Annotated in this window: 22 protein-coding genes; 12 read left to right on the forward strand and 10 right to left on the reverse strand. The window is 67.6% G+C overall.

The window, feature by feature from the left end; translation table 11 throughout:
• Nucleotides 1-149: 149 nt before the first annotated feature.
• Nucleotides 150-1,067, reverse strand: coding sequence for an AEC family transporter (locus ACTJLF_RS25565; protein WP_440884195.1), 918 nt, complete (start codon nt 1,065-1,067; stop codon nt 150-152).
• A gap of 103 nt (nt 1,068-1,170) precedes the next feature.
• On the opposite strand from ACTJLF_RS25565, the gene ACTJLF_RS25570 reads away from it, so the two are divergent.
• The 7 genes from ACTJLF_RS25570 (at nt 1,171) to ACTJLF_RS25600 (ending at nt 7,586) form a co-directional block, all read left to right on the forward strand.
• The gene (locus ACTJLF_RS25570) at nt 1,171-2,145 is read left to right on the forward strand and encodes a tripartite tricarboxylate transporter substrate binding protein BugE (RefSeq protein ID WP_019655958.1); all 975 of its coding nucleotides are present in this window, start codon (nt 1,171-1,173) and stop codon (nt 2,143-2,145) included.
• Nucleotides 2,146-2,218: 73 nt separating this feature from the next.
• Nucleotides 2,219-3,133 carry a site-specific tyrosine recombinase XerD gene (gene xerD, locus ACTJLF_RS25575; RefSeq protein ID WP_019655959.1) on the forward strand — a complete coding sequence of 305 codons (915 nt, stop codon included), beginning with the start codon at nt 2,219-2,221 and terminating at the stop codon, nt 3,131-3,133.
• 49 nt (nt 3,134-3,182) lie between these two features.
• A complete protein-coding gene (locus tag ACTJLF_RS25580) occupies nt 3,183-4,154 on the forward strand; it encodes a Bug family tripartite tricarboxylate transporter substrate binding protein (protein ID WP_440884138.1) in 972 nt (323 codons plus the stop codon).
• A gap of 56 nt (nt 4,155-4,210) precedes the next feature.
• The gene (locus ACTJLF_RS25585) at nt 4,211-5,203 is read left to right on the forward strand and encodes a Bug family tripartite tricarboxylate transporter substrate binding protein (RefSeq protein WP_440884139.1); all 993 of its coding nucleotides are present in this window, start codon (nt 4,211-4,213) and stop codon (nt 5,201-5,203) included.
• An 80-nt stretch (nt 5,204-5,283) separates the two neighbouring features.
• Nucleotides 5,284-5,859, forward strand: coding sequence for a TetR/AcrR family transcriptional regulator (locus ACTJLF_RS25590; RefSeq protein WP_440884140.1), 576 nt, complete (start codon nt 5,284-5,286; stop codon nt 5,857-5,859).
• Between the two features lie 94 nt (nt 5,860-5,953).
• A complete protein-coding gene (locus tag ACTJLF_RS25595; RefSeq protein ID WP_440884141.1) occupies nt 5,954-7,087 on the forward strand; it encodes a thiolase family protein in 1,134 nt (377 codons plus the stop codon).
• A gap of 52 nt (nt 7,088-7,139) precedes the next feature.
• The gene (locus tag ACTJLF_RS25600; protein ID WP_019655964.1) at nt 7,140-7,586 is read left to right on the forward strand and encodes a MaoC family dehydratase; all 447 of its coding nucleotides are present in this window, start codon (nt 7,140-7,142) and stop codon (nt 7,584-7,586) included.
• A gap of 12 nt (nt 7,587-7,598) precedes the next feature.
• Here the strand turns inward: ACTJLF_RS25600 and ACTJLF_RS25605 are convergent, their stop codons facing one another.
• Entirely contained in the window at nt 7,599-8,423 is an 825-nt protein-coding gene (locus tag ACTJLF_RS25605; protein WP_440884142.1) for a ferritin-like domain-containing protein, read from the reverse strand.
• Nucleotides 8,424-8,464: 41 nt separating this feature from the next.
• On the opposite strand from ACTJLF_RS25605, the gene ACTJLF_RS25610 reads away from it, so the two are divergent.
• Entirely contained in the window at nt 8,465-8,989 is a 525-nt protein-coding gene (locus ACTJLF_RS25610; protein ID WP_019655966.1) for a gamma carbonic anhydrase family protein, read from the forward strand.
• Nucleotides 8,990-9,086: 97 nt separating this feature from the next.
• Nucleotides 9,087-10,085 carry an Hsp33 family molecular chaperone HslO gene (gene hslO, locus ACTJLF_RS25615; RefSeq protein ID WP_019655967.1) on the forward strand — a complete coding sequence of 333 codons (999 nt, stop codon included), beginning with the start codon at nt 9,087-9,089 and terminating at the stop codon, nt 10,083-10,085.
• A gap of 51 nt (nt 10,086-10,136) precedes the next feature.
• On the opposite strand, the gene ACTJLF_RS25620 is transcribed toward hslO, so the two are convergent.
• The 8 genes from ACTJLF_RS25620 to ACTJLF_RS25655 form a co-directional block, all read right to left on the reverse strand.
• Nucleotides 10,137-10,358 (reverse strand): hypothetical protein, encoded by a 222-nt coding sequence (locus tag ACTJLF_RS25620; protein WP_440884143.1) that lies wholly within the window; start codon nt 10,356-10,358, stop codon nt 10,137-10,139.
• 118 nt (nt 10,359-10,476) lie between these two features.
• Entirely contained in the window at nt 10,477-11,454 is a 978-nt protein-coding gene (locus ACTJLF_RS25625; protein ID WP_440884144.1) for a hypothetical protein, read from the reverse strand.
• A gap of 33 nt (nt 11,455-11,487) precedes the next feature.
• On the reverse strand, nt 11,488-12,159 hold the full coding sequence (locus ACTJLF_RS25630; protein ID WP_440884145.1) for an AAA family ATPase: 672 nt from the start codon (nt 12,157-12,159) through the stop codon (nt 11,488-11,490).
• Nucleotides 12,156-12,758, reverse strand: coding sequence for a nicotinamide riboside transporter PnuC (pnuC, locus tag ACTJLF_RS25635; protein WP_440884146.1), 603 nt, complete (start codon nt 12,756-12,758; stop codon nt 12,156-12,158). The genes ACTJLF_RS25630 and pnuC overlap by 4 nt, the downstream gene beginning before the upstream one ends.
• Before the next feature lie 165 nt (nt 12,759-12,923).
• Nucleotides 12,924-13,202 carry a cell division protein FtsB gene (gene ftsB, locus ACTJLF_RS25640; RefSeq protein ID WP_019655972.1) on the reverse strand — a complete coding sequence of 93 codons (279 nt, stop codon included), beginning with the start codon at nt 13,200-13,202 and terminating at the stop codon, nt 12,924-12,926.
• A gap of 18 nt (nt 13,203-13,220) precedes the next feature.
• Nucleotides 13,221-14,504, reverse strand: coding sequence for a phosphopyruvate hydratase (gene eno / locus ACTJLF_RS25645; protein WP_019655973.1), 1,284 nt, complete (start codon nt 14,502-14,504; stop codon nt 13,221-13,223).
• Between the two features lie 64 nt (nt 14,505-14,568).
• Entirely contained in the window at nt 14,569-14,859 is a 291-nt protein-coding gene (locus ACTJLF_RS25650) for a DUF1330 domain-containing protein (RefSeq protein ID WP_440884147.1), read from the reverse strand.
• Nucleotides 14,860-14,920: 61 nt separating this feature from the next.
• A complete protein-coding gene (locus ACTJLF_RS25655) occupies nt 14,921-16,603 on the reverse strand; it encodes a CTP synthase (protein WP_126184919.1) in 1,683 nt (560 codons plus the stop codon).
• 124 nt (nt 16,604-16,727) lie between these two features.
• On the opposite strand from ACTJLF_RS25655, the gene coaBC reads away from it, so the two are divergent.
• Genes coaBC through dut form a run of 3 tightly spaced genes read left to right on the forward strand, consistent with a single transcriptional unit; the run spans nt 16,728 to nt 18,856 of the window.
• Entirely contained in the window at nt 16,728-17,951 is a 1,224-nt protein-coding gene (coaBC, locus tag ACTJLF_RS25660) for a bifunctional phosphopantothenoylcysteine decarboxylase/phosphopantothenate--cysteine ligase CoaBC (RefSeq protein ID WP_019655976.1), read from the forward strand.
• The gene (locus ACTJLF_RS25665) at nt 17,951-18,409 is read left to right on the forward strand and encodes a hypothetical protein (RefSeq protein ID WP_132751560.1); all 459 of its coding nucleotides are present in this window, start codon (nt 17,951-17,953) and stop codon (nt 18,407-18,409) included. The genes coaBC and ACTJLF_RS25665 overlap by 1 nt, the downstream gene beginning before the upstream one ends.
• Nucleotides 18,410-18,856, forward strand: coding sequence for a dUTP diphosphatase (gene dut / locus ACTJLF_RS25670; protein WP_019655978.1), 447 nt, complete (start codon nt 18,410-18,412; stop codon nt 18,854-18,856).
• Nucleotides 18,857-18,986 lie beyond the last annotated feature (130 nt).

An 18,986-nucleotide genomic window follows, 5' to 3' on the forward strand; every position in this document is an offset into this window, starting at 1 on the left:
CGAAGCAAAGAAAAGTAGGTCGGCCGCCGGGCCGAGACCCGGCCCCGGGAAGCAACCGCACAGCAGCACCTAACAAGAGGCACAGCCAACGCAATGAGGCAGCACAGGGACAAGAGGCGGCTGACGAGGCACCCATCCCACCCAACTCCTCAACCAGGCAACGCCAACGCAAACGGCAAACTGACAACCCCCAGCAAGGTAGACAAGGTCACCAGCCCCGCCACATAAGGCCCGTTGTACCCCATGCGAGCAGCCAGCACATAAGCACTCGAAGCAGTAGGCACAGCAGAAAACGCCATCAACACAGCCCCCTGCGCAGCATCGAGCCGCAGCATCCGGGCCAGTCCCCAGGCCACCAACGGCAGGAACAGATGCCGTATCGCCAGCACTGAAACCGCCAGCACCTTCCCCGCCCCAAGCGTAGAGAACTTCATCCCCGCCCCCGCGGCCAGCAGCCCCAGCGCCAGCGAAGCAGCCCCGATCCGCGTCAGCGTGGGCGTCGCCCATGCAGGCACGGTGAGCCCCAGCACATTGGCGAGCAGTCCCGCCACGGTCGCGACGATGAGTGGGTTTCGCACCAGCTGCCGCACGAACCCGGTCTGCGCATGCCGCGTCATCGGCCACACGGCCGCGATGTTGAAGATGGGCACGCACACGCCGATGAGCACGGCGATCAGCAGCAGGCCCTCGGAGCCTGCGAGCCTTTCGGCCAGCGCCAGGCAGATGAATGAGTTGAAGCGGAACGCGATCTGCGTGCTGGCGGCGTGGTCGCGGCGGTCGATATGTGTGCGCAGGCCCGGTACGAAGGGCAGGGCATAGGCCAGCGCGATGCCGCAGGCCCCGATGCACAGGCCCGCCGTCAGAAGGTTCGACGTGGCGCCGAAGTCGAGCGGGCTGCGCACGATCGAGTGGAAGAGCAGTACGGGAAATAGAAAGTAGTAAACGAGACTCTCGACCTGGTCCCACACGCGGCGGTCGAGGGCGGTGTAGCGGCAAAGGAGCCAGCCGATGGCGATGAGGGAGAAGTCGGGGAAGAGCAGCTGCGCGTAATTCACCGCTTCGAGGATAAACCTCCCTGACCATGGGTAATCCAGAGCACGGATACGGCCCCCGAGCCGCTAGCATCCGGGCTTCGTTTTTTCGACATACAGCCAGAACAAGGAGTTTTTGATGCAACGTCGTCAATGGAGCGCGATGGTGGGAGCCGCGGCATTGTTTGCAGTCGCGGGTCAGAGCTTTGCGCAGGGTTATCCCAACAAGCCCGTCGAACTGAGCGTGCCGTTCGCACCGGGCGGCACGACGGACATCGTGGCGCGCGTGATTTCCGATCCGCTGGGCAAGGTGCTGGGCCAGCCGGTGGTGGTAATCAACCGCGCCGGCGGCGGCGGCATCGTGGGTGCGGCCGAGACCGCCCGTGCCACGCCCGACGGCTACAAGCTCGGCATCGCCACGGTGTCGAGCACGGCGGCCAACCCGGCCATCAACCCGAAGACGCCCTACGACCCGATCAACGATTTCACGCCGATCATCAACATCGCGGCCACTCCGAACATCATCGCGGTCAACCCGAGCTTCCCGGCCAAGAACTACGCCGAGTTCGTGGCCGAGCTGAAGAAGAACCCCGGCAAGTACTCGTACGCCTCGTCGGGCACGGGCGGCATCGGCCACCTGCTGATGGAGCTCTACAAGAGCCTGACCAACACCTTCGTCACGCACATCCCGTACCGCGGCGCGGGCCCGGCGCTGAACGACGTGGTGGCCGGCCAGGTGCCGATCATGTTCGACAACATCCCCTCGGCCATGCCCTTCATCCAGAGCGGCCGGCTGATCCCGATCGTGGTGTCGGCGCCGCAGCGCCTGGCTGCGCTGCCCAACGTGCCGACCTTCAAGGAAGTGGGCCTGGAGCCGGTGAACCGCATGGCCTACTACGGCATCCTCGGTCCGAAGGGCCTGCCCAAGGAAGTGGTCGACAAGATCAGCGCGGGCGTGAAGAAGGCCGTGGAAGAACCGGCGGTGCGCAAGCGCATCGAGGACACGGGCTCGCTGATCGTGGCGAACACGCCCGACCAGTTCGCAGCGCAGATCAAGGCCGAATACGACGTGTACAAGCAGGTCGTGAAGAAGCAGAACCTGAAGCTCGACTGAGACAGGTCGCTCGCGCGACGAAGCAAGCCGCCCGCCTGCCGGGCGGCTTTTTCTTTTTGTTATCTTGCAAGGCATGAGCACAGAGGCAGCCACGCAGACGACACCCGAGATCGACGATTTCATCGACGCCCTGTGGCTCGAGGACGGGTTGTCGAAGAACACGCTGGCCGCCTACCGCCGCGACCTCGCACTGTTCGCGCAGTGGCTCGGCGCGCAGCGCAGCGGCACCGCACTCAACGCCGCGAAGGAGACGGACCTGCAGGCCTACATGGGCGCACGGCTGTCGAGCAAGGGCAAGGCCACGTCGGCCAACCGGCGGCTCACGGTGTTCAAGCGCTACTACCGCTGGGCGCTGCGCGAGCGGCGCATCGCGGCCGACCCGAGCATCCGGCTCGTGCCGGCGCGGCAGATGCCGCGGGCCATCAAGACGCTCTCCGAAAAGCAGGTCGACGACCTGCTGGGCGCGCCGGACGTCGAGTCGCCGCTCGGCCTGCGCGACCGCGCGATGCTGGAGCTGATGTACGCCAGCGGCCTGCGCGTGAGCGAGCTGGTGGCGCTCAAGGTCACCGACATGAGCCTCAACGACGGCGTGCTGCGCGTGCTCGGCAAGGGCAACAAGGAGCGGCTGGTGCCCTTCGGCGCCGAGGCGCGACGATGGATCGAGCGCTACCTGGAAGAGTCGCGCCCCGCCATCCTCGATGGCCAGCAGACCTCCGACCTGTTCGTCACTGCGCGCGGCGCCGGCATGACGCGCGTGATGTTCTGGATCATCGTGAAGAAGCACGCGGCCGCGGCGGGCATCCATGTACCGCTGTCGCCCCACACGCTGCGCCACGCCTTCGCCACGCACCTGCTGAACCACGGCGTCGACCTGCGCGCGGTGCAGTTGCTGCTGGGGCACGCGGACATCTCGACGACGACCATCTACACACACGTGGCGCGCGAGCGCCTGAAGCAGCTGCATGCGCAGCACCATCCGCGCGGTTGATCGAGGGCGCGCGGTTTTCTTTCCTCAGAAAAACCAGGAGACACCATCCATGAATAAAACGACTGCAACCATGGTCGCGGCGGCAATGCTGGCCGTCGGCGGCGCAGCTTTCGCGCAGGCATTTCCGAGCGCCAAGCCCATCCGCCTGATCGTCGGCTATCCGCCCGGCGGCGGCATCGACTTCGCGGCGCGCACCGTGCAGGTGCCGCTGCAGGAGGCGCTCAAGCAGCAGCTGGTGGTCGACTACAAGCCCGGCGCGAGCGGCATGATCGCGGCCACCGAGCTCACGCGCCAGCCGGCCGACGGCTACACGCTGCTGCTTGCCAACACGGGGCCCTTCGCCATCGCGCCGTACCTGCAGAGCAAGCCGCCGTACGACCCGATCAAACAGTTCACCTACATCGGGCAGATCAGCCAGGGCAGCTACATCGCGGTGACGCGGCCCGACCATCCGGCGAAGAACCTCAAGGAGTTCGTCGCCTGGGCCAAGGGGCAGCCGGGCAAGGTGAACTTCGCCTCCGGCGGCAACGGTACCTCCACGCACCTCAACGGCGAGCTCATGAACCAGGTGACCGGGCTCGACATGACCCACGTGCCGTACAAGGGCAGCGCCCCGGCGGTGCAGGACCTGATCGGCGGGCAGACGCAGATCCTCATCGATGCGGGCAGCGTGCTGCTGCCGCAGGTGAAGGGCGGCAAGCTCAAGGCGCTGGCCGTGACCGGCCCGGCGCGCGATCCGCAGCTGCCCGATGTGCCGACGGTCAAGGAGCTGGGACTCGCGGGCATGGAGTCGGTCGGCTTCCAGGGGCTGGTGGGGCCGGCCAACATGCCGAAGGAGGTGGTCGATCGGCTTTCCGGCGAGCTCGCGAAGGCGCTGGCGCAGCCCGAGATCAAGGCCAAGTTCTCGACGGCAGGCGCCGAAGTGCATTCGCTCGGGCCGGCCGAGTTCGCGGCTTTCGTGAAGGCGGACAATGAGAAGTGGTCCAGGCTGATCAAGGAGCGCAAGCTGCAGCTGGACTGACACCCTCCATCACGCAAGCAAGCAGGCAGACGACAAGGGCTGCCACACACGACACCATGAATTTCCTCGCTTCCTCGAAGCCCTCGCGCCGCACGGCGACCCGACTCCTCGCCGCCGCCGCGCTGTGCGCCGCATCCGGTGCCATCGCGCAGACCGTGCCAAAGACCGTGCGCCTCATCGTCGCCTACCCAGCGGGCGGCGTCAGCGACGTGGTCGCGCGTGCGCTGGGCGATCGGCTCGCGGCGCAGATGGGCGTCACGGTGGTCGTGGACAATCGCGCGGGCGCGAGCGGCGCCATCGGCATGGACGCCGTCGCCAAGGCCGCGCCCGACGGTGCGACGCTGGGCTTCTCGGCCATCAGCCCGCTGGTGCTGAGCCCGCACCTGGGCAAGCTGCCCTTCGATCCGCTGAAGGACGTGGCGCCCGTGGCCAGCGTGATGTATTCGCCGGTGCTGCTGATCGCCACCCCGGCGAGCAAGGCCAAGGACTTCAAGGCGCTGATCGACGATGCCAAGGCACATCCGGGAGCGGTGCGCTGGGCGACCTCGGGTTCGGCCTCGCTCGGCCACATCGTGCTCGAGCAGCTGCGCGCCGCGGCCGGCGTCGACATCACGCACGTGCCCTACAAGGGCGGCGGCCAGCAGCTCAACGACGCGATCGGCGGGCAGTTCGAGATCCTTTCCACCAACGCGAGCCCGACGCTCTCTTCGCACATCCAGTCGGGCAAGCTGCGTCCGCTGGCGGTGGGCGCGCCCGCGCGGCTCGACAGCCTCCCGCAGGTGCCCACGCTGGGTGAACTGGGCTACAAGGCGGCGAACATCAACTCGCTGTTCGGCGTGTTCGCACCCGCTGCCACGCCGCCGGCGCTGGTCGCGAAGTACAACGCAGAGATCAACAAGGCGCTCGCCACGCCCGAACTGCGCGCCAAGCTGACGGCCACCGATAACGTGCCTACCGGCGGCATGCCGGCCGCGTTCGCGAAGGAAATCGCCAGCGAGTTCGAGAGCAACGGGCGCATCGTCAAGGCGGCGGGCATCAAGGCCGATTGAGAAGGCCGATTGACCGGGCGGCTGACGCCTTCATGACACCCCGGCTTGTGGGTTGATCTTCCCTACCTTATAGTAGGTAGATGACCAACGCCACAGCCCTGGCCACCGGCAGCACCCGCGAGCAGATCCTCGCGGTGGCGCGGGGCCTGATCGAAACGCGCTCCTACCTGGGCTTCAGCTTCCAGGACGTGGCCGATGCGGTCGGCGTGCGCAAGGCCAGTCTGTACCACCACTTCCCGACCAAGGAGGCGCTGGGCGTCGCGGTGATCCGCGGGGCCACGCAGGGCTTCAAGGACTGGGACGCTGCCCGGGCGCGCGAGCCGAAGGACGCACTCGAATCGTATTTCCGCATGTACCGCAACACGCTCAGGGCCGGCTCGGCGATGTGTCCCGCAGGGGCGATGGCGCCTGGCTGGGGCGTCGTCAACGACGAACTGCGCATGGCGGTACAGGAGTTGCGCAACACTCAGGTGATGTGGCTCACCGGCGTTCTGAGCGCGCTGATGCCCGAGCGCAAGACCGGCGCCTCGGTGGCCTCGCTGGCCGCCTACGTGTTTTCCGTGTGCCAGGGCGCGCTGCTGTCGGCGCGCATGACGGGCCGCGTCGAAGATTTCGACGACGCCATCGCCCAACTCAGGAGTTCCTTGCCGGGCTGAGCGCCCGGCCTCGTGCAGGCACGCTTCGGCGTGCTTATTTTTCGACCTCGAAGCCTACCGATTGGAAGGTAGTCAAACCTGCTGGAGAGCATTCATGAAAGCCGTCATTTCCGCCTACGCCCGTTCCCCGTTCCATTTCGCGAAGAAGGGCGCGCTCGCCGAGGTGCGCCCCGACACGCTCGCCGCCGGCGTGGTGCGCGGCCTGCTGCAGCGCACCGACCTCGATCCCGCGCTGCTCGAAGACGTCGTCCTCGGCTGCGCCTACCCCGAGGCCTCGCAGGGCAACAACCTCGCGCGCATCGTCGGGCTGCTGGCGGGGCTTCCGCATGAAGTCGGCGGCATGACCGTTAACCGCTTCTGCGGCTCCTCGATGCAGGCCGTGCACATCGCCGCAGCGCAGATCGAAGCGGGCATGGGCGATGCGTTCCTGTGCGTGGGCGTGGAGTCGATGACGATGGTGCCGCAGGGCGGCTTCAACTTCTCCCCAAGCCCCGAGCTCAAGGAGAACACCGACGCCTACATCTCGATGGGCGAGACCGCCGAGAACGTCGCGCAGCGCTGGAACGTGAGCCGCGCCGACCAGGAGGCCTTCGCGGTGGAGTCGCACCGCAAGGCGGCCGAGGCGCGCGCGCAGGGGCGCCTGGCCGGCGAGATCGTGCCGGTACGCCTCGCCTCGGGCGACGTGGTCGACGCCGATGGCTGCATCCGACCGACCACCTCCGCCGAGGCGCTGGCGAACCTCAAGCCCGCGTTCCGCCCTGACGGCGTGGTGACGGCCGGCACCTCCTCGCCGCTGACCGACGGCGCTGCGGCGGTGCTCGTCACCAGCGACGAATTCGCGGCGAAGCACGGCCTGAAGGCGCTGGCGCGCATCCGCTCGTTCGCGACGGTGGGCGTCGACCCGGCGATCATGGGCATCGGCCCGATCCCCGCCACGCGCAAGGCGCTGGCACGCGCGGGCCTGAGCGCGGCCGACCTCGACGTGATCGAGATCAACGAAGCCTTCTCCTCGCAGGCACTGGCCTGCATCCGCGACCTGGGGCTCGATCCGTCGAAGATCAACCTCGACGGCGGCGGCCTGTCGATCGGCCATCCGCTGGGCGCCACGGGCGCGCGCATCACCGGCAAGGCGGCGTCGCTGCTGGCGCGCGAGAAGGGCCGCTATGCGCTGGCCACGCAGTGCATCGGCGGAGGGCAGGGTATCGCGACGATCCTCGAGCGCGTCTGACGCGGCGCAGCCCGCGAGAATGACGATCGCCACTGACGACAAAGGAGACCCCATGGCCAAGCTGTATCTCGAGGACCTGAAGGTCGGCGACCGTTTCCGCAGTGCCGAGCACGCACTCGACGCGGCGCAGATCAAGGCCTTCGCGCAGCAGTTCGACCCGCAGCCCTTCCACACCGACGAAGAGGCCGCCAAGAGCACCTTCTTCGGCGGCCTAGCCGCGAGCGGCTGGCACACGGCCGCGCTCACGATGAAGCTGCTGGTCGAGAGCGGCATCCCTCTGGCCGACGGCATCATCGGCTCGGGCGGCGAGCTGCAATGGCCCAAGCCGACACGCCCCGGCGACGTGCTGCACGTGGAAAGCGAGATCGTCGACATCGTGCCCTCGCGCTCCAAGCCCGGCCGCGCGATGGTGCAGATGCGTTGCCAGACGCTCAACCAGCATGGCGACGTGCTCCAGCACTTCACGCCGAAGCTGGTGGTGCATGCCCGCCCGGCCTAGGGCGGCGGACCTTCAGGCCTTGTCCTGGGCGCTGGAGAGCTGGCGCAGCTCCTCGCTGCTGAAGCCGGCACGGCCGCGCGCCTCGAGGTTGAAGGGCGGCTTCAGCCGCGGCGCCTCGTAGCGCGCCACCAGCGCGGGGTAGGTGGCCTCGGGGTCGATGCCTTCGCGCTCGCACAGCCAGCGGTACCAATGGTTGCCGATGGCCACGTGGCCCACTTCGTCGCGCAGGATGATGTCGAGGATCTCGACCGCGCGCAGGGCGTCGGGCGTGTTCACGCGCTTGAGCTTGCCCTGGATCAGCGGCGTGGCGTCGAGCCCGCGCGCCTCCAGCGTGCGCGGCACCAGCGCCATGCGGGCGAGCACGTCGTCCTTCGTCTTCTCGCACATGTTCCACAGGCCGTCGTGGCCGGGGAAGTCGCCGTAGCGCCAGCCCATGTCCTGCAGGTGCGCGTGCAGCAGCGTGAAGTGCAGCGCCTCCTCGTCGGCCACGCGCAGCCAGTCGCGGTAGTAGGCCTCGGGCATGCCGTCGTAGCGCCAGACGGCGTCGAGCGCGAGGTTGATCGCGTTGAACTCGATGTGGCAGATCGAGTGGATCAGCGCGGCGCGGCCTTCGGTGGTGAAGGGCGAGCGCTTCTGCACGGCGGTGGCGGCCACGCGCAGCGGGCGCTCTGGGCGGCCCGGCACGCCGAGATCGTCGCCGGCTGTGCGGATGGGGGCGGCTGCTATGGATTCGGTAGCGCCGTCCATAGACATGGCGCCAATGGCACGGGTGGCGGCCACCTTTTCATCGGGATCCGTAAGGCGAAGCGCGGCCAGCGCGCTCAATCGGGGGTGCATCCCTACAATTCTAGGTTTTGACCTTGCAGGGACCGGAAACAATGGCGCTCTACGAACTCGACGGTGTGGCACCCCAGGTGGGCGAAGGTGCATGGGTGGCCGACAGCGCGGAGGTGATGGGCAACGTCAGGCTGGCGGACAACGCCAACGTATGGTTCGGCGCAGTACTGCGCGGCGACACCGAGACGCTGAGCATCGGGCGCAACAGCAACATCCAGGACCTGTCGGTGCTGCACGCCGACATCGGCTGTCCCCTGACCGTCGGCGACAACGTGACCGTCGGCCACCAGGTGATGCTGCATGGCTGCACCATCGGCGACAACACGCTGATCGGCATCCAGGCCGTGGTCTTGAATAACGCGAAGATCGGCCGCAATTCGATCGTTGGCGCCGGCAGCGTGGTGACCGAAGGCAAGGAGTTCCCCGACAACTCGCTCATCATGGGCTCGCCCGCCAAGGTGGTGCGCACCCTCGACGACGAGGCCGCCGCCAAGCTGCGCCAGGGCGCGGAGAACTACGTGGCCAACGCCCGGCGCTTTGCCAAGGGGCTGAAGAAAGTTGCCTGACCCTCAGGCTTGCCCACTTCGTATGGCCGCCGGCCCGGCGAAGCCGGTTTCGCGGTATTCCGTGCGAAGACTGTTTTATTGAGAGAGGACCGATGTTTTGAGCGAGCTGCACAAATTCCTGTTCGATGGCCTGCCGGTGCGCGGCATGATCGTGCGCCTGACGGACGCGTGGCAGGAGATCCTCGCGCGGCGCGCCTCCAACACCGCCACCGGCGCCTATCCGCAGCCGGTGGTCGAACTGCTCGGCGAGATGACGGCTGCCGCCACGCTGATGCAGGCCAACATCAAGTTCAACGGCGCGCTGATCCTGCAGATCTTCGGCGACGGCCCCGTCAAGGTGGCGGTGGCCGAGTCCAAGCCCGACCTGAGCCTGCGCGCCACCGCCAAGGTGATGGGCGAACTGCCCGCCGACGCGCGCCTGCCCGATATGGTCAACGTGGGCAACAAGGGCCGCTGCGCCATCACGCTCGACCCCAAGGACAAGCTGCCCGGCACCACCCCCTACCAGGGCGTCGTGCCGCTCTTCGGCGACGACGGCGAGAAGCTCGGCAAGCTCAGCGACGTGCTCCAGCACTACATGCTGCAGAGCGAGCAGCTCGATACCACGCTGGTGCTGGCCGCCGACGACAAGGTCGCTGCCGGCCTGCTGATCCAGCGCCTGCCGGTGAAGGGCGAAGGCAACCTCGAAGGCACCGCCGACAAGGACCACGACCAGGCGAATGAAGACCAGATCGGCCGCAACGAGGACTACAACCGCATCTCGATCCTCGCGTCGAGCCTGACGCGCGAAGAGCTGCTCACGCTCGACGTCGAGACCATCCTGCGCCGCCTGTTCTGGGAAGAGAAGCTGCTGCGCTTCGAGCCGCAGGCCGGCATGCTCGGCCCGCACTTCGCCTGCACCTGCGGCCGAGAGCGCGTGGCCCAGATGATCCGCGGCCTCGGCGAGCAGGAGGCCGAGAGCATCCTCGCCGAGCGCGGCAACATCGAGGTGGGCTGCGACTTCTGCGGCAAGCAGTACCGCTTCGACGCGGTCGACGCTGCGCAGATCTTCACGCCGGCGGGCGACAGGGCGCCGGGCAGCCAGGTCGTGCAATAGAAGAAGCCGGCGGCGGTGGCGGCCGCCCATCGCTGCCGCTTCTCTCGTTGTTCAGCGCAGCACCTTGACCATCGCCGCGAAGCGCCCGTCGGCGTAGCCCGCAGGCATCGCGGGGCCTAACATCCCGGTCAGGTACACCGGAAAGCTTCCGTTCAGCCCGGGTTCGTGAGCCTGTTTCAAGAACAGCCGGCCCGAAGCCAATCGCGCCGACCATGCGGCCGAACCCACGCCCAGTCCCTCTGATTCGCAGATGCGCGTCGTGGAAAAAGCCACTCGTCGCGCCGGACATGCACGACAGCACTGCCGGTGCACGAGTAAGTGGTGCTCGCCGCGATGACGGAGCGCTCGGCCTGCGCCGAGTGCTCGGCGTCTCGCCGGGCGAAGTGCTGACTCAGCGGGAGTCGTCGTCGAAGCCACCGAACGCGATGTCCGGCGCGCTCGTGTTGTGCTTCGAAGGCAGGCTGCGCCCGAAGCGCACCTGCGTGGCCTGGAGGCTCTTCACCTCCGGCAGCGGCAGCACCTGCTGCGCCGCCTGGGGCGACGCCTGCCAGCGCACCTCGCTCACGTCGGCGTTGTCGGGCGTGACGTACATCGAGCGCAGCACCGCGAAAGGCTGGGCGTTCGCGGTCGGCTTCGACAGCGTGACGTCGAGCGCGGTGCGTACGCGGCTGATCTCGTCGACCTTCACCGCGGCACTGCCGCCGTCGGTGAAGCGCACATGGATGGCCAGCGGCCGGGGCACGATGCGGATCGACGCGATGTTCACCACCGGCCGTGCGGCGGCCTCGACCGGGCCGAGCAGGAAGGACGAGCCGTACACCCCGTCGCCGAAGCGCGCCTCGGGCAGCGGCTTGATGCGCCAGTAGCCGTCGGACGGATAGAGCACGATGGCCTCGAGCGGCTTGCCGTTCTCCTTCCTGAAGACCTGCAGCAGGTGGAAGCCGCGGTCCTTGCGCTTGCCCACCTGCACGGGCACGCGCTGCGGGCGCCAGAAGCTCGGCAGCGTCATGCCGACGACGCGCCACTGTGCGTTGTCCATCAGCACCACGGTGCGCTTGCGGAAGCGGTAGGCCGGGTCGGTGGGATGCTCGCCGCCGTCGAAGTTGCAGCCTGAGAAGTCGGGCGCGGTGACGTCGTTGCCGATCTTGTCGAGGTAGTCGGGCTGCAGCGCCTCGATGCGCATGTGGCGGATGCCTTCGCCGCGCAGGGTGAGCGAGACGTTGTCTTCCTCGGCGCAGGCGGTGGTGGTGGTGCCGTTCTCGACGGTGGCCGCGACGGGCGCCGCGTGGGCCGCACCGGCCGCCGAGAGCAGCAGAGCGGCAGGAAGAAGAGGAAGCGTGGCGATGCGCGCGAGGGTCAAAAAGGGCATCGGGTCTCCGGTAAGGGGCAGGGGGCGAGCGCGCTACTCCCGGCGCGCGATGAGATCGCTGAAGAGCCTATGTTCGCATTCCGGGTCGGAGCATTTCTCGCAAGGCCACGACCAGGAGGCGGGTTTCGCGTCGGACTTGACGCGCGTGCGCGGCCGGCCCTCGTTGCCCGCGATGGAGACGATGGCGTTCCAGGCATTGGCCAGCCGCTCGGCGCCGCTGCCGTGCACCACGGCATACGAGAGCTTCGCGCGCGCGAGCGCGGCACGCACCAGCGTGTCGGTCGGCTGCTGCGCATGCGGGCCGTCGCGCATGCCGTCGGCGACCCAGGGCAGGTCGAGCGCGGTCAGCAGCGTGATGGCGTAGCCGCGCTGGGCAGCCAGGGCGTCTTCGTAGAGCGACGTGTCGGCGAAGAGCTGCTCGCTGTAGACGGCCGTCATGAGCGCGGTGGTGTCGGCCACCACCACGCCGACGGCGGCGGCGCTCGCGATGCGGCGGGTCTGCTCGTCGGCGATGGCCTGCTGCTCGTCGGGGCGCGGCGTGCGGTTCTCGCGCTCGCACCATTCGCGCAGGTACTCGCCCACCAAGGTCGTCGGAACGCCGCGGTCCTGCAGGCGCTGCGCGATGGCGCGGGCCAGCTCGGTCTTGCCGGTGCTCTCGGCACCCACCAGGGCGATGACGCAGCCGGTCGGGAGCACGGGTGTCATGCGCGCGCCGCTTCGACGGCGGTGGATGGCATGCGCTGGCGCCAGGCAAGGTAGCCGGCCACGCTGAGCACCGCGAACACCGCATACAGGCCCACCGTGAGCCACAGGCCCTTGTGGATGAAGAGGCCCACGCTCACGACGTTCACCGCCAGCCAGATCAGCCAGTTCTCGATGAACTTGCGCCCGAGCAGGAACTGCCCGACAAGGCTCAGGCCGGTGGCGAAGCCGTCCCACCAGGGTACGTCGGTGTCGGTGAAGCGGCGCAGAAAGAGGGCGACCGCCGGCCATGCCACCGCACAGGCCAGCAGCGTGAGCGCGATGCCGCGCGACGAAAGCCGGCTGACGCGCAGCGCGCTGCCGTCGGCCCGGTGGCCGCTCAGCCACTGCGCCCATCCCCAGAGCGCGACGAGCGCGAAGAAGACCTGCAGCGAGGCGTCGCCGTAGATGCGTGCCTTGGCGAACACCGCCACGTAGAGCACGGAGCTGACGATGGCCAGCGGCCATCCCCAGTGGATCTCGCGCATGTTGCAGCCCACCATGGCGAGCGCCAGTGTCGACGCGACGAGCTCGAGCCAGCTCACGGGAGAGCCCCAGAGCATGAACGCGGGGGCCGAGAGAAGCTCGAGAATCAGATCCGCCCCCGGAGGGTGCTGTCGCGGTCTGTTCGTGGGACACCGCGGAACCGGCTTTGCCGGGCCGCTGGTGTCGCCCCCTGGAAGGGGGTTGGCGAAGCGACACGAAGTGCGCGAAGACTGGGGGTCATCCTAATGTGCTATCTGCACGAAGACCTCGTTCGGCTTCACCATGCCGAGTTCCGCGCGCGCGCGCTCCTCGACCATCTCGAGGCCGTCCTTGAGGTCGTTGACCTCGGAGGTGAGGCGTTCGTTGTTCAGCGCGGCCTTGGCGTTGGCGTCCTTCTGGTCGGCCAGCTTGGTCCGCAGCTGGGCCACGTCGCGCACGCTGCCGCGCCCGTTCCACAGCTGCCACTGCAGGATGGCCAGCAGGAGCAGCAGGACGATCGGTGGAACGAGGCGGGCGCGCATGCCGCGTGGCGTCCGGCGTTACTTCAGGTTGTAGAACGCGCCGCGGCCGGGGTACACGGCGATGTCGCCCAGATCTTCCTCGATGCGCAGCAGCTGGTTGTACTTGGCGATGCGGTCGGAACGCGAGAGCGAGCCGGTCTTGATCTGGCCGGCGTTGGTGCCCACGGCGATGTCGGCGATGGTGCTGTCTTCCGTCTCGCCCGAGCGGTGCGAGATGACGGCGGTGTAGCCCGCGCGCTTGGCCATCTCGATGGCGGCGAAGGTCTCGGTCAGCGTGCCGATCTGGTTGATCTTGATCAGGATCGAGTTGGCGATGCCCTTCTCGATGCCTTCCTGCAGGATCTTGGTGTTGGTGACGAACAGGTCGTCGCCCACCAGCTGCACGCGCTTGCCCAGGCGTTCGGTGAGCAGCTTCCAGCCGTCCCAGTCGCCTTCGTGCATGCCGTCCTCGATGCTGATGATCGGGTACTTGTCGACCCAGGTCGCGAGCATGTCGGTCCAGCTCTCGGCGGTCAGCGAGAGGTTCTCACCCGACAGCACGTACTTGCCGTCCTTGTAGAACTCGCTGGCCGCGCAGTCCAGGCCCAGGGCGATCTGCTCGCCGGCGGTGTAGCCGGCCTTGTCGATGGCTTCCAGGATCAGCTGGATGGCAGCCTCATGGCTCTCGACGCTGGGAGCGAAGCCGCCTTCGTCGCCCACCGCCGTGCTGATGCCGCGGTCGCCCAGGATCTTCTTGAGCGCGTGGAACACCTCGGCGCCGTAGCGCACGGCCTCGCGGAAGCTCTTGGCGCCCACGGGAATGATCATGAATTCCTGCAGGTCGAGGCTGTTGTTGGCGTGGGCGCCACCGTTGATGACGTTCATCATCGGCACCGGCAGCTGCATGCCGCCCATGCCGCCGAAGTAGCGGTACAGCGGCAGGCCCGATTCCTCTGCCGCGGCGCGGGCCACGGCCATCGAGACGGCGAGGGTGGCGTTGGCGCCCAGGCGGCCCTTGTTGTCGGTGCCGTCGAGGTCGATCATCGTGCGATCGAGGAAGGCCTGCTCGCTGGCGTCGAGGCCCAGCACGGCTTCCGAGATCTCGGTGTTGATGTTCTCGACGGCCTTCAGCACGCCCTTGCCGAGATAGCGGCTCTTGTCGCCGTCGCGCAGCTCGATGGCTTCGCGCGAGCCGGTCGATGCGCCCGAGGGCACGGCCGCGCGCCCCATGGTGCCCGACTCGAGCAGCACGTCGCATTCGACGGTGGGGTTGCCTCGGCTGTCGAGAATTTCGCGGCCGACGATGTCAACGATTGCACTCATCTTCTGTCTTTCTCTTTCTGGTCTCTTTGGGCGGATGAATAGATGTGAAAAGGGATCGGAAGGCTCAGAGGCCCTCGACGGCGATCATGTTCATGACCGCGGCGCCGGCACGGGCCTCGCGCGCCTTGAGGTACTCGGGCGTCTCATAGAAGGCCTTGGCCTTCTCGAAGCTGGGGAACTTGAGGATCACGACGCGCGTGGGCTTCCAGTCGCCCTCCAGGGGCTGCACCTGGCCGCCGCGCACGCACACCTCGGCGCCGTGCGCCTGCATGGCGACGGTCGACCACTTCTTGTATTCCTCGTACTGCGTCGGGTTGGTTACCTCGACGTGGGCGATGACGTAGCCGCTGCTCATTCGAATACCTCCGTGCTCCGCACTGCGGTGCGAGCTTGCCTGGCGCGGTCCGGCGCGCCGTTCATGCCACGGCCTTCAGCGTCTTGTTGGTGCTGCCCGAGCCCTTTTCCTTGTGCTCGAGCGCGGCCTTGATGAAGGCGTTGAACAGCGGGTGGCCGCCCCAGGGGGTCGACTTGAACTCGGGGTGGAACTGCACGCCCATGAACCACGGGTGCACGTCCTGCGGCAGCTCGACGATCTCGGTCAGGTGCTCGCGCTGGGTGAGCGCCGAGATCACGAGGCCGGCCTTGCGCAGCTCGTCGAGGTAGTTCACGTTGGCTTCGTAGCGGTGGCGGTGGCGCTCGGTGACCACGTCGCCGTAGATGCTGTGGGCCAGCGTGCCCGGAGCCACGTCGGAGCTCTGCGCGCCCAGGCGCATGGTGCCGCCGAGGTCGGACTTCTCGTCGCGGATCTTCACGGTGCCGTCGGCGTCCTTCCACTCGGTGATCAGCGCGATCACGGGGGTGGGCGTCTCGGGGTCGAACTCGGTGCTGTTGGCGTTCTTCAGGCCGGCCACGTGGCGGGCGTACTCGATGGTGGCGACCTGCATGCCCAGGCAGATGCCGAGGTAGGGCACCTTGCTCTCGCGGGCGAAGCGCGCGGCCGAGATCTTGCCTTCCACGCCGCGCTGGCCGAAGCCGCCGGGCACCAGGATGGCGTCGTACTTGGCCAGGCGGGACACGTCCTGCGCCGAGATGGTCTCGGAGTCGATGTAGTCGATCTTCACGCGGGCATGGTTCTTCATGCCGGCATGGCGCAGCGCCTCGTTGAGCGACTTGTAGCTGTCGGACAGGTCGACGTACTTGCCGACCATGGCGATCGAGACTTCCTTCTGCGGATGCTCGACCTCGTAGACCAGGTCGTCCCAGCGCTGCAGCTTGGCCGGCGGCGTGTTGATGCGCAGCTTGTCGCAGATCAGGCCGTCCAGGCCCTGCTCGTGCAGCATGCGGGGCACCTTGTAGATGGTGTCCACGTCCCACATCGAGATCACGCCCCATTCGGGCACGTTCGAGAACAGCGAGATCTTGGCGCGCTCGTCGTCGGGGATGCGGCGGTCGGCGCGGCACAGCAGGGCGTCGGCCTGGATGCCGATCTCGCGCAGCTTCTGCGCGGTGTGCTGCGTGGGCTTGGTCTTGAGCTCGCCGGCGGCGGCGATCCAGGGCACGTAGCTCAGGTGCACGAAGGCCGAGTTGTTCGGACCCATGCGCAGGCTCATCTGGCGCACGGCCTCCAGGAAGGGCAGCGACTCGATGTCGCCCACGGTGCCGCCGATCTCGACGATGGCCACGTCCACCTCGTGCGCCGTGCCGATGCCGGCGCCGCGCTTGATGTATTCCTGGATCTCGTTGGTGATGTGCGGGATCACCTGCACCGTCTTGCCGAGGTAGTCGCCGCGGCGTTCCTTCTCGAGCACGGACTTGTAGATCTGGCCGGTCGTGAAGTTGTTGGCCTTGCGCATCCGCGTGTTGACGAAGCGCTCGTAGTGGCCGAGGTCGAGGTCGGTCTCCGCGCCGTCGTCGGTGACGAACACTTCCCCATGCTGGAAGGGCGACATCGTGCCGGGGTCGACATTGATGTACGGATCGAGCTTGATGAGGGTGACTTGGAGGCCGCGCGATTCGAGGATCGCGGCGAGCGAGGCGGAGGCGATTCCCTTGCCAAGGGAAGAAACGACACCACCGGTGACGAAGACAAATTTGGTCATGCCAGTTCCGGATGCTGTGAATCCGGGCAGTGGGAAATTGCGATTATAGGTGTGCCCTTCGCGACACCTTCCGCCAAGGGCTTGTTGGCGTGGGGCCGATGGCATGTGAGCAACAATACGTCCCATGCAAGATCTCGCCGGCAAACACATCGTTCTCGGTCTCACGGGCGGCATCGCCTGCTACAAGTCGGCCGAACTGTGCCGGCTGTTCGTCAAGGCGGGCGCGACCGTCCAGGTCGTCATGACCGAGGCGGCGGAGCAGTTCATCACCCCGGTGACCATGCAGGCGCTCTCGGGGCGCACCGTCTACACCTCGCAGTGGGACACCCGCGAGCCCAACAACATGCCGCACATCAACCTGAGCCGCGAGGCCGACGCGATCGTGCTGGCGCCCTGCAGCGCCGACTTCATTGCCCGGCTGGTGCAGGGCCGCTCCGACGACCTGCTGAGCCTGATGTGCCTGGCCCGCCCGATGGACCGCATCCCGCTGCTGATCGCCCCGGCCATGAACCGCGAGATGTGGGCCCATCCGGCCACGCAGCGCAACCTGATGCAGGTGGCCGCCGACGGCGCGACCGTGCTGGGCGTGGGCAACGGCTGGCAGGCCTGCGGCGAGACCGGCGACGGCCGCATGCTCGAGCCGGCGCAGCTGCTGGAGGACGTCACCGCCTTCTTCAGCCCCAAGCTGCTGGCGGGGCAGAAGGTGCTGGTCACGGCGGGGCCGACCTTCGAGGCGCTGGACCCGATCCGCGGCATCACCAACCATTCGTCGGGCAAGATGGGCTTCGCCATCGCCCGGGCAGCCCGCGAGGCCGGCGCCGAGGTCACGCTGGTGGCCGGCCCGGTGCACCTGCCCACGCCGCGAGGCGTGACGCGCGTCGACGTGCTGTCGGCGCAGCAGATGCTCGACGCGACGACCCGTGCAGCGCAGAGTGCTAGCATTTTCGTAGCTACGGCTGCCGTCGCCGACTGGCGCCCCGCCACGCAGAGCGAGCAGAAGATCAAGAAGGACGGCAGCGGCAGGACGCCGGTGCTCCACTTCACCGAGAACCCGGACATCCTCCTTTCCGTCGCGAAGAGCGAGCGGGCCCAGTCGAAGAAGCTTTTCTGCGTAGGCTTCGCCGCCGAGAGCGAGAATCTCGCCGAACATGCCAAGGCCAAGCGCGAACGCAAGGGCATCCCGCTGCTGGTGGGCAACATCGGTCCGCTGACCTTCGGGCAGGACGACAACGCGCTGCTGCTGGTCGATGCCAATGGCGTGCGCGAGCTGCCGCGCGCCCCCAAGCTCACGCTGGCGCGCGAGCTCATGACCGAGATCGCAGCCCGTCTTCCCGACTGGAGGGTCTGATGAATCCCCAATGGAACACGCCGCCGAACGGCGATTTCGCCCGCTATGTCGAGCGGCTGTCCGCGCAGGCGGCGTTGCCGAGGCGAGCCGCTTCGCCCGGCGAGCATGGCCTCGACGTCGGCATGACGACGACTGCCGGCCCCAATGCACAGGGGCCGGTCTCGGCCGCGATGCAGCGCGCCGAACTCCCCAACGGCGAGGTGCCGAAGAAGGAGCCCGGCTCCTTCGACCCGGCGCTGCTCAAGGTGCTGGGCATCTTCGGCGCGGTGGCATTCCTGGTGCTCTGGGCGGCGGGCGTGCCGTTCGGCGTTCTGATCGTCCTGGCGGCGGCTGCCGCCTGGTTCGGCAGGAAGTTGAAGGGCCTCAAGCTCACCCCCGGCGTCGCCAAGTGGCAGCAGGTGCTGGAAGAGGCGGCCCGCAAGCAGAGAGAACAGCAACAGAAGCAAGGCAACAACTAAGTGAAAGTCGACGTCCGCATCCTCGATCCGCGCATGGTGGATCAACTGCCCGCATATGCCACCCCCGGAAGCGCCGGCCTCGACCTGCGAGCCTGCCTCGATGCCCCCATCACGCTGGAGCCCAACGGCTGGCAGCTGGTGGGCACCGGCATCGCGATCCACCTGGCCGATCCGGCCTATGCGGCGCTGATCCTTCCTCGCTCGGGGCTGGGCCACAAGCACGGCATCGTGCTGGGCAACCTCGTCGGCCTGATCGATAGCGACTACCAGGGCGAGCTGAAGATCAGCGCCTGGAATCGCAGCGACACGCCCTTCGTGCTGAATCCGATGGAACGGCTCGCGCAGCTCGTGATCGTGCCGGTGGTGCAGGCGCAGTTTCGTGTGGTCACAGAATTTGCACCCACGCAACGCGGCGAGGGTGGCTACGGCTCCACAGGCAAGCATTGAGCGAATCCTGAAGACCGGCCGGTTTCCGGGCGGTAAAGAACGGAACCGGCTGGGGCCGCCCACCTCGAAGGTTTCAGTGTGTGAACGGCGTCATCGCGGCCGATGCTGCGGCGTTAGTCAGGCACACGCA

The organism is Variovorax sp. 22077, from assembly GCF_052044195.1.
In the GTDB taxonomy this organism is placed as follows: Bacteria; Pseudomonadota; Gammaproteobacteria; order Burkholderiales; family Burkholderiaceae_C; genus Variovorax; species Variovorax atrisoli.

Excerpts from the sequence above, each read along its gene's own strand:
- ACTJLF_RS25570 (WP_019655958.1), top strand. The coding sequence starts at position 1,171 with ATGCAACGTCGTCAATGGAGCGCGATGGTGGGAGCCGCGGCATTGTTT.
- xerD (WP_019655959.1), top strand. The coding sequence starts at position 2,219 with ATGAGCACAGAGGCAGCCACGCAGACGACACCCGAGATCGACGATTTC.
- ACTJLF_RS25580 (WP_440884138.1), top strand. The coding sequence starts at position 3,183 with ATGAATAAAACGACTGCAACCATGGTCGCGGCGGCAATGCTGGCCGTC.
- ACTJLF_RS25585 (WP_440884139.1), top strand. The coding sequence starts at position 4,211 with ATGAATTTCCTCGCTTCCTCGAAGCCCTCGCGCCGCACGGCGACCCGA.
- ACTJLF_RS25590 (WP_440884140.1), top strand. The coding sequence starts at position 5,284 with ATGACCAACGCCACAGCCCTGGCCACCGGCAGCACCCGCGAGCAGATC.
- ACTJLF_RS25595 (WP_440884141.1), top strand. The coding sequence starts at position 5,954 with ATGAAAGCCGTCATTTCCGCCTACGCCCGTTCCCCGTTCCATTTCGCG.
- ACTJLF_RS25600 (WP_019655964.1), top strand. The coding sequence starts at position 7,140 with ATGGCCAAGCTGTATCTCGAGGACCTGAAGGTCGGCGACCGTTTCCGC.
- ACTJLF_RS25605 (WP_440884142.1), bottom strand. The coding sequence starts at position 8,423 with ATGCACCCCCGATTGAGCGCGCTGGCCGCGCTTCGCCTTACGGATCCC.
- ACTJLF_RS25610 (WP_019655966.1), top strand. The coding sequence starts at position 8,465 with ATGGCGCTCTACGAACTCGACGGTGTGGCACCCCAGGTGGGCGAAGGT.
- ACTJLF_RS25625 (WP_440884144.1), bottom strand. The coding sequence starts at position 11,454 with ATGCCCTTTTTGACCCTCGCGCGCATCGCCACGCTTCCTCTTCTTCCT.
- ACTJLF_RS25630 (WP_440884145.1), bottom strand. The coding sequence starts at position 12,159 with ATGACACCCGTGCTCCCGACCGGCTGCGTCATCGCCCTGGTGGGTGCC.
- pnuC (WP_440884146.1), bottom strand. The coding sequence starts at position 12,758 with ATGCTCTGGGGCTCTCCCGTGAGCTGGCTCGAGCTCGTCGCGTCGACA.
- ftsB (WP_019655972.1), bottom strand. The coding sequence starts at position 13,202 with ATGCGCGCCCGCCTCGTTCCACCGATCGTCCTGCTGCTCCTGCTGGCC.
- eno (WP_019655973.1), bottom strand. The coding sequence starts at position 14,504 with ATGAGTGCAATCGTTGACATCGTCGGCCGCGAAATTCTCGACAGCCGA.
- ACTJLF_RS25650 (WP_440884147.1), bottom strand. The coding sequence starts at position 14,859 with ATGAGCAGCGGCTACGTCATCGCCCACGTCGAGGTAACCAACCCGACG.
- ACTJLF_RS25655 (WP_126184919.1), bottom strand. The coding sequence starts at position 16,603 with ATGACCAAATTTGTCTTCGTCACCGGTGGTGTCGTTTCTTCCCTTGGC.
- coaBC (WP_019655976.1), top strand. The coding sequence starts at position 16,728 with ATGCAAGATCTCGCCGGCAAACACATCGTTCTCGGTCTCACGGGCGGC.
- ACTJLF_RS25665 (WP_132751560.1), top strand. The coding sequence starts at position 17,951 with ATGAATCCCCAATGGAACACGCCGCCGAACGGCGATTTCGCCCGCTAT.